General features: G+C 62.0%; 7 protein-coding genes. All 7 read left to right on the plus strand.

What is annotated here, in order from left to right; all coding sequences use genetic code 11:
* The first annotated feature begins 295 nt into the window (after positions 1 to 295).
* The 7 genes from ACZ7NC_RS43600 to ACZ7NC_RS43630 all read left to right on the plus strand — a co-directional run bounded on the left by ACZ7NC_RS43600 (position 296) and on the right by ACZ7NC_RS43630 (position 7,909).
* A complete protein-coding gene (locus ACZ7NC_RS43600) occupies positions 296 to 511 on the plus strand; it encodes an acyl-CoA carboxylase subunit epsilon (RefSeq protein ID WP_471497587.1) in 216 nt (71 codons plus the stop codon).
* Between the two features lie 559 nt (positions 512 to 1,070).
* The gene (locus ACZ7NC_RS43605; protein ID WP_471497577.1) at positions 1,071 to 1,649 is read left to right on the plus strand and encodes a GNAT family N-acetyltransferase; all 579 of its coding nucleotides are present in this window, start codon (positions 1,071 to 1,073) and stop codon (positions 1,647 to 1,649) included.
* A 174-nt stretch (positions 1,650 to 1,823) separates the two neighbouring features.
* Positions 1,824 to 2,063 (plus strand): acyl carrier protein, encoded by a 240-nt coding sequence (locus ACZ7NC_RS43610; protein WP_471497578.1) that lies wholly within the window; start codon positions 1,824 to 1,826, stop codon positions 2,061 to 2,063.
* A gap of 1 nt (position 2,064) precedes the next feature.
* Positions 2,065 to 3,288, plus strand: coding sequence for a beta-ketoacyl-[acyl-carrier-protein] synthase family protein (locus ACZ7NC_RS43615; RefSeq protein ID WP_471497580.1), 1,224 nt, complete (start codon positions 2,065 to 2,067; stop codon positions 3,286 to 3,288).
* A gap of 257 nt (positions 3,289 to 3,545) precedes the next feature.
* Positions 3,546 to 5,267 (plus strand): APC family permease, encoded by a 1,722-nt coding sequence (locus ACZ7NC_RS43620; RefSeq protein ID WP_471497582.1) that lies wholly within the window; start codon positions 3,546 to 3,548, stop codon positions 5,265 to 5,267.
* A 144-nt stretch (positions 5,268 to 5,411) separates the two neighbouring features.
* Positions 5,412 to 6,215: a class I SAM-dependent methyltransferase gene (locus tag ACZ7NC_RS43625; protein WP_471497584.1), complete on the plus strand. Its 804-nt coding sequence runs from the start codon at positions 5,412 to 5,414 to the stop codon at positions 6,213 to 6,215.
* Between the two features lie 71 nt (positions 6,216 to 6,286).
* A complete protein-coding gene (locus ACZ7NC_RS43630; protein WP_471497586.1) occupies positions 6,287 to 7,909 on the plus strand; it encodes a lyase family protein in 1,623 nt (540 codons plus the stop codon).
* Positions 7,910 to 8,043: the final 134 nt, after the last annotated feature.

Consider the following 8,043-nt stretch of genomic DNA (forward strand, 5'->3'; position numbering starts at 1 on the left):
CTTCACGGAACTCGGCGTCGTACTTCTGTTGCTTGGACCCCATGAACCTCTACTTCCCCTGGTATCACGGACTCCACGGTACGAGGGGACCCTCAGAAGGTTGGTCACATACGCGCAAGCTTGCACCGTGTGCTTCGCATCTACCGCTGTAGCCCTCTATACGGGGCGGGAACTGATGCGATGTCCTGGCATGGCCTCCCAGCGCGTGAATCCGCCAAGTCTTAGACGGGAATTCCATGCGTGGGAAGCGAGTCTGTCGGAGCTTTGGGCGATGGGAGTCTTCATCGTGACGGGAATGGCTGTGCGGTGGTCCCCTCGCTGTCGCCGCCATGACTGGGACGTGCAGGTGGTCCGCGGTCATCCCAGAGAGGAGGAGATCGCAGCCCTTGTAACTGTCCTGATGATGAGTGGCGGTTTCCAGGCCCGGCCGAGGCCTCTCATCCAGCGGGCTGGATGGTCTCAGGGCTGGCGGGCATTCGAGCTACCTTCCTCATGGAGGGGCGCCTCATGACGCGCACGCTGCCCAAGCCGTGGCAGACATCGAGGCCGCCATGAGCGGTCCCTGGTTCGTCGCGATCAGCGAGGACTCAAGCGGTGCATTGAGACTTGTGGCCCGGCGGCCTGGCGCTCGCCCGCGGACGCTATGGTCTGCCGTTTCCGCGAGTGGAAGGCCTGATGGCTGGCGCGTCCGATCGGCGGGTCGTCATCACCGGCGTCGGCGTCACCGCGCGCCGAGCAGGCAGGGGCGTCACGGCGTGCTGCCGCCTGTTCACCGACGGCCGTACCGCCACCCGCCGCAACTGCTTTCAACGCGTTCGCGCCTTTTAGCTCGTGCGCTCCTCTCCCCTCTTGCCGGACTGGACTGATTCAGTAAGGAAGCTTGTCCGAAACTGCTAGATGCAATAAGCGTGTCGTCTTACGGAACGGATGAGAAGCGGGGCATGTGGCTGGGGTTGACTGTGATGGAAAGGCGCCCGCCGGCCGACCGATGAGCCCGAGTTCCCTTCCGGGAATCCAGGGTCTGTCAAATTCGTATAATTAGGCGCTCTCTTGGAAGGAGTGACTAAGGGATGGTGGCAGTGCGCAAAGGTAAGAGCGAGGACGTTGGGATGATGGCTGAAATCCTCGTGGATGGCTTTTCCGAAGACCCATTGTTTCGATGGATTTTCGATACTGCAGAGCGGTATTCGCAGCTCTCCCCTGGTCTTTTCCGGTGGATGGCCGAGCAAACGGTGGAGGATGGGGACGCATTCCTTGCTGACGATAAGGGGGTACTGCTTGGACGCCTCTCCTGTGCCGTCCCGGATGGTGAGTGGGCATCGATGACAGAGCTGCACGATGCCTGCGGGGACGCTGCCGCGAATGTGCTCGCGTACTTCAATGCCGCGCGCAGAGTTCACCCACGCGACAAAGATCACTGGTACGGCGAGCTCCTGGCTGTCCGGCCAGAATACCGTCGCGAGGGCGTCGGATTAACTTTGCTCAACCATGAATTTAGCACGTATCCGAAAATTCCCACCTACGGCGAGGCGTCAACGCCGCGGAGTGCCAGACTCTACGAGCTCAAGGGGTTCGCTCTGCGCCGGCCATACGAAGTGAGCCCGGGAGTTTCACTGGTTCCCGCCTGGCGGGAACCGGGCGACGAGTGAGATTCATTTAATCGCCCCCGAAAGACGCATCCATGACCCAACACGAGTCAGTCATACCATGCGGCCCGTATCTGCCTTGGCTTCGCTTGGCCTTGAGCCGTTTCCCGTTCTCCGAGCGAGCGTGATCACTGACTCACTCTCATGCCCACTTCCCATACTGGTGGAGGAATCGCCATGAACAGCCTGTACGACACGTCCGTACAGATCCTGACGGAGAAATTCGAGGTTCCCGAAGTCAGCCTGCATCCTGAGGCCACCCTGAAGTCGCTAGACCTGGACTCGCTGGCCATCGCGGAATTTCTGGCCATGCTCCAGGAACACTGCGGAGTCCCTATTCGCGATGACGATCTCCCGGTGGACGCCACGGTGAGGCAGGTAATCGCCGTGATCACCAGCAAGCAGTCGGCCGGGTGAGATGACCGCTATCGCTGTCACCGGAATCGGGCTGGTGTCTCCGGCGGGCGTAGGACGCGAGGAATCCTGGCGGCGTGTGTGTGATGGGTTGCCCACTGCTGCTGCGGATCCCGAGCTGGACGGCCTGCCCGTCTCCTTCTCTTGCCGTGTCCCTGGCTTCAACGCCGCCGCCCTGTTGGGTGCCAGTCGGGCCTGGCGCTACGACCGCTGCACACAGATGGGGCTCGTTGCGGCACACGAAGCGGTGGCTGATGCCCAGCTCGCGCCCGAAGCATGGCGGCATGAGCGAGTCGCCGTCGCCGTAGGGAGCGCATTCGGAGGCGTCGGTACCTACGACGAACAGCACTGTAGGTTTTTGAAGGCCGGTGCTGAGGGCCTGTCGCCGATGATGCTGCCTAAGTACCTGCCCAACATGCTGGCGGGGCACATCGCCCTGTCGGTAAGCGCGCGCGGGCCCAGCCAGCAGGTGAGCACCGCCTGCGCATCAGGCATAACGGCCATCGGCACGGCGATGAGCTGGCTGCGTTCTGGTCTCTGCGACATCGCTCTCGCCGGTGCGGCCGATGCCGCTGTCACTCCCCTGTTGGTTGCTGCGTTCGCGCGCATCGGCGCGCTGTCACGTAGAAATGGCGACCCGTTGGGAGCGTGCCGGCCCTTCGATACGGACCACGACGGCTTCGTCATGGGAGAGGGAGCAGGGATCCTTGTCTTGGAGCGCGCTGAGGATGCACGCGCTCGCGGCCGGCCAGGGTATGCGCTGCTCGTGGGCTATGGGGCATCGTGCGATGCCCACCACGCGGTTGCGCCGCATCCGGAGGGCCGTGGCGCAGAAGCTGCCATCCGCGCAGCCCTTGCCGACGCTGGCGCCGACCCAGCCGAGGTAGACCATGTCAACGCCCATGGGACCTCCACTCCGCTAAACGATTCCATCGAAAGCATGGTGATCAGCCGGGTACTGCCCCAGGGTCCCTCGGTGACATCGACCAAAGGTGTCACTGGGCATCTGCTGGGAGCTGCCGGAGCAGTGGAGGCCGCGTTCACCGCATTGACTGTCGCCCGCAGCCTCGTACCTCCGACGGCCAACCTTCAACAGAAAGGGCCAGACATCGCGATCCAGCCCGTCCGTAAGCAAGCCATCCACCAGCGCGTAGAACTCGCATTGAACAACTCCTTCGGCTTCGGCGGACACAACGCTGTCGTGGCCTTTCGACCCGCGCCTGAATAGCCACAGGTTGCGTCAGGTCCCCTATAGACATTTCAGCCGAGGCTACACAATGCCCCATAAGCCTAAGTGGCTATTCGATTCGGGTAAGCCCATCAGGATTTGATTGGGCTGAATCTAGTCGATGCCTTGCTACACGTGGCAACCGCCAGAATACTCGGATCATCCGCTTGCCGTGTCACGCGCAAAGGAGGAATGCGTTGAATGAGCCTAGCTGGGAACCCAGCGGAGTCCCGTCTGGTCCCGTACACGAGAGCGGAATGGACTCACCCCGAACTTTGTCTGAGGCAGCGGGACTATCCCGTTCTCTAACCTGGTTCGACGGCTTCTCGATCGCATTCGGTGTTCCGGTCCTGTTGGTATTCTCAGTTGGCTACGTCGTCGTACTGTCGGGGACCGTATCGCCACTTTTATGGATCGTGTCTGTGACGATTGGACTGCTGCAAGCCTTCGTGTTCGCGGAGATGGCCGGGCTATTCCCTCACAAGTCGGGCGGCCACTCTCTGTACGGTTCCGAGGCCTGGCGGCGGCGTAACCGGTTCGTTCCCCCTCTCAACATCTGGGGCAACTGGTTTGCGTGGTCACCCGTGCTCGCGGTTAGTGCCCTCCTTATCGGCAACTACGTCACATCCCAGTGGATCCCCAACGCCGACTGGAAAGCCAGCTTTGGCCCCTTCCGCCTGACCGTTGCCACACTCGTCGGCGCCGCAGCACTGGTACTCGTATTCTGGGTCAACCACTTTAGCATCAGAAACAGCGCCCGTATCCAGCAGATCCTCGGGGTGATCAGCCTTGTCCCTCTGGCACTGCTACTGATTGTTCCGCTTGTCCAGGGAAAGGTTGACATCGGCAACCTCACCCCGATTCAGCCGCCGAATAGTAGCTGGCTCAGCTGGGACACATTCGAAATGTTCTGTGCGGGCTTGTTTGTGGCAGCGTGGAGTGCATACGCATTCGAAACAACCATCTGCTACACCTCGGAATACAGGAATCCGGGCAAGGATGCCCCCCGCGCCATCCTGGCTGCGGGAGTCCTCAATCTCCTCTTCTACGGCCTGGGCCCAATTGTCCTTTTGGGTGTCGTCGGTTCGAAGACCATCGTGGAGGATCCAGCCGTCGCCTTTGCGCCGTTAGCCAAGAACGTATTTGGTGTTGGTGCCAGCGTGGTCATCGCCCTGCTGGTCCTATCGCTGATCCTCATCATTAACACGGCGATCCTGGGCTCCGCCCGCACCTTGTATCAAGCCTCCATCGAGGGGTACACCTTCAAAGGCCTTCAGAAACTGAACAAGCACCAAGTGCCCACCCGGTCCATGGGGTTCGATGTTGGTGTAAACCTGCTGCTCATGACACTGGGCAACCCGATCGCCATCCTTGCAGCCTCAACGGTTGGGTACATGCTCACCACCGTCTTTGACCTGACAGCTGGCTGGCTTCTACGCAAAGACAGCGTCCGGCTGCGGCCGCCTTTCAGGGCACCCAGGCCACTGATTTTCCTGGCGCTGTTCTTCGCCGGCCTGAACATGATCCTGCTGTTCGTCGGGGGACCGAGCTGGGGCTGGGCTGAGATGGCACTCGGCTGGGGCATCGTCGGCCTGTCCATCCCTGTCTACCTCTACCGGCGAGCAACAGACCGGCACGTGGCGCTGCCGCCCGCCGCCACCCAGACCAGGGATTTTGGCCCCGCCTCTAAAGCAAGAGCCAAACCTTCCGCAGTCGATCGACAAAACGCCGAGCCCTCAGGCATTCTCCCTGGCGATGCCTATGCCAGCCGAGTGAAGGCAGAACTCGACCGGCAGGCCGAAAATAAGCCACGGCTATGGCGACTCCTCGGCACCTGGGCAGCTGCTGGTGTCGTGCTGAGTCTCGCTACCGCCACTGAAAAGAGCTCCCTCTTCATTGGCGGAATATTCCTAGTCGCTGCCGCAATGACAGGTTTCCTCTGGGCGCGCCCCGGAGCCGACTGGTGGCGCGGGAAATAATCGCCGCAACAGAAGAGGCATGCTCACACCAGGCACACCACCCAATAAAGACCGCTGACTGATTTCTCAGATAGATAAGTCGTCAGTGCATCGAACCTCGCGTCCCAGGGATGTAAGGCGCTACCAGAAAAGTTGGAGAGTAGTATGGTGAACAACATCGTGAAAGCCGAGACGGATCATCGGGGGCGGCGAGTTCCGGAGGCCGTCCAGCGATTCGGCACCGCTACCCGGAACTACCTGTACCGCAATCCGCAGCTCTACGAAGCGGTCTTCCATGGTCCTGAACGCTCTTATCTGAGCTGTACCCGCAGGGTGATCGGCTCCGGATCTCCGCCGGTTCGGATTCTCGACGTCGGCTGTGGTACCGGACTAGACCTCGCGAGTCTTTCCGCTGACGGACACCACTGTACTGGCATCGATTTTCAGCCCGAGATGGTCGATTACGCGTCCAAGGCGCATACCGGACCCACTTTTGTAGTGGCAGACATGCGGACCTTCGACCTTGCCACTGCCTTCGACCTGATCATCAGCTTCGGCTTCCCTTTGTCCAATCTGCACGATTCCGCAGACATCGCTAAGGCGCTCATGCGCCTTGCCGCGCATTCCGTCCCGGGGACTCGCCTCCTACTGGAGACAGTGAATGGCTATGCCTGGGACACCCTCCGACATCACTTCAGAATTGAAACTGCAACGGTGAAGGCAACCGGCCACGCTCAGTACAGCCTCGACCGTGACTCCCAGCTCCTCACTCGCCGACGGCACTGGACGTTCGCCGACGGCACTGAGGAAGACGACTATGTGGTGTTGCGCCAGTTCTTTCCCGCAGAGTTGAGAACCTTTCTCACTAACGCTGGCTTCAGCGTAACCGGCATCTACGACAACCTCGCACTGCGCCCGTCAGATCTCACAGGACCCGAGCTGGTCGCCGTCGCGACCTTCGCCCCGTGACCCAAGCACAGAGTGCGGCATCGCCCCCATGGCTGCCCACGGTGGGACGCCCATGGGGAGGCGAACCCGCGTTGACCGCCGCCTACGCGCAGGTCAAGAAGGCGGCCGCGCTCGCGAACGCCGACGCCGGCGTGCTCGGACGGGATCTCGCCGACGCAATCGTGACGGCTGCTGACGAAGTGGCTGAGGGACGGTATAACACCCTGCTCACGGCCGGCCTGCTCACGGGCGGGGGCGGCATTGGCCTCAATATGAATCTCAACGAGCTGCTGGCCCAGCGGGCAGCCGAACTACTGGGGAGACCAGTCGACCCGCTTGACGATGTCAACGCCTGCCAATCGACCAACGACACCCTGCCAACCGCGCTCAACCTAGCCCTGCACACCAAGCTGACTACCGCTGCACAAGCCCTGGATTCCTTCGCCGAAAGCCTTCGCTCCTGGGCCACAGCCCACGGCCAGACAACACGAACGGCCCGTACCTGCCTGCGTGAGGCACTGCCTGTCACCTTCGGCCAGACCTTTGCCGGATACGCACAGACCATTACCCGCTGCGGTACCGACCTGTACACAATCGCGGCCGAATGCCTCTCAGTACCGCTCGGCGCAACGGCCGTGGGAACCGGAACGGGCGCTGCCCCGGGATTCGTCGACGCTGTCCACCGGCACCTCCGCAAGGTGACGGGGCTGCCAGTTCGTCCCCACCTCGCACCCCTGTCTCAGCTGCAGCACGGCGACCACTTGCGGGTCGCCGCGGCGATCAAGAACGCTGCTGTCCAGCTCGCGAAGATCGCTCAGGATTTCAGGCTGCTGGCCTCGGGGCCACGCGGCGGCTTCGGCGAACTGGTCCTCCCCGCCGTTCAGGACGGGTCCTCGATCATGCCCGGCAAGGTCAACCCGATCATCCCCGAGACTGTGATCCAGATGGGCTTCCAGATCCGCGGCAATGACCAGGCGGTGACGGCCGCGATGGCCGCAGCCGATCCGGACCTCAATGTCTGGGAGACGGTTATCGCAGCCAATCTGCTGGACTCTTGCGGCCTGCTCGCCTCGGCGGCCCGATTGCTCACCGACCGCTGCGTACACGGTATGCGCCCCGGCCACCCGTTAGATCCCAGACGTTCCCTTGGGCTGTCCGGGATCGTCGCCGCCTTCTACGGACACGAGGCCGGAGCCCGAGCCGCGCACCTCGCAACAACCACCGACAACACGATCGAAAAGGCAGTGGTCGAGCTCAAAATCGCTAGCCCTGCAACCGCCCGGATCCTGTTCGATCCCGTCACCCTGGCAAGCTCCAGCCCGGATCAGACACTCCTCGACCGCGCGCTAAAAGAGTTGTCCGAGCGCATCAGACGGCAGGCTCAAGGCGCCGAACAGGACATCGCTGCAATGCTCCACGAGGCCCCTATCGGAGGCACCGCCTTCACCCTGCTGCGCAGTCTGTTCGGCACGGCCCCTGGGCCGTGCCGCAGCGCCCTCGCATACTCCTGTGCTGCCTGGGCATACAGCTTCCAGGCATTTCCGACTCCCTCCACAGAGGGCCTCGCAAAGCAGATCGAACTCGACATCCAAGCTGCAGTCGCCCGTGTCCTGCACCGCCCCGACTGGATCAAGGACCGCTATCCAACTCTGCTCGCCGCAGAACAACTTGCTGCCCTTCTCACGCTTTGGAACTGTAAGGCGTTATCAAGTTGAGGGGGCGGGGGTCGGGTAGCCGAGGGGAATCGCACCCAACCTCGTTGTTTCACGACGCCGAGCGGTTGATCGTGCGCCCGTGATGTCGTGTTCGTTCCTGTCGGGGGCGTTGGTCCGGCAGGTTCGCGTGTCGG

It is taken from the genome of Streptomyces sp. NPDC111802, assembly GCF_055634335.1.

Coding starts and splice junctions, on each gene's coding strand:
- ACZ7NC_RS43625 (WP_471497584.1), top strand. CDS start 5,412: ATGGTGAACAACATCGTGAAAGCCGAGACGGATCATCGGGGGCGGCGA.
- ACZ7NC_RS43620 (WP_471497582.1), top strand. CDS start 3,546: ATGGACTCACCCCGAACTTTGTCTGAGGCAGCGGGACTATCCCGTTCT.
- ACZ7NC_RS43610 (WP_471497578.1), top strand. CDS start 1,824: ATGAACAGCCTGTACGACACGTCCGTACAGATCCTGACGGAGAAATTC.
- ACZ7NC_RS43605 (WP_471497577.1), top strand. CDS start 1,071: ATGGTGGCAGTGCGCAAAGGTAAGAGCGAGGACGTTGGGATGATGGCT.
- ACZ7NC_RS43600 (WP_471497587.1), top strand. CDS start 296: ATGGCTGTGCGGTGGTCCCCTCGCTGTCGCCGCCATGACTGGGACGTG.
- ACZ7NC_RS43615 (WP_471497580.1), top strand. CDS start 2,065: ATGACCGCTATCGCTGTCACCGGAATCGGGCTGGTGTCTCCGGCGGGC.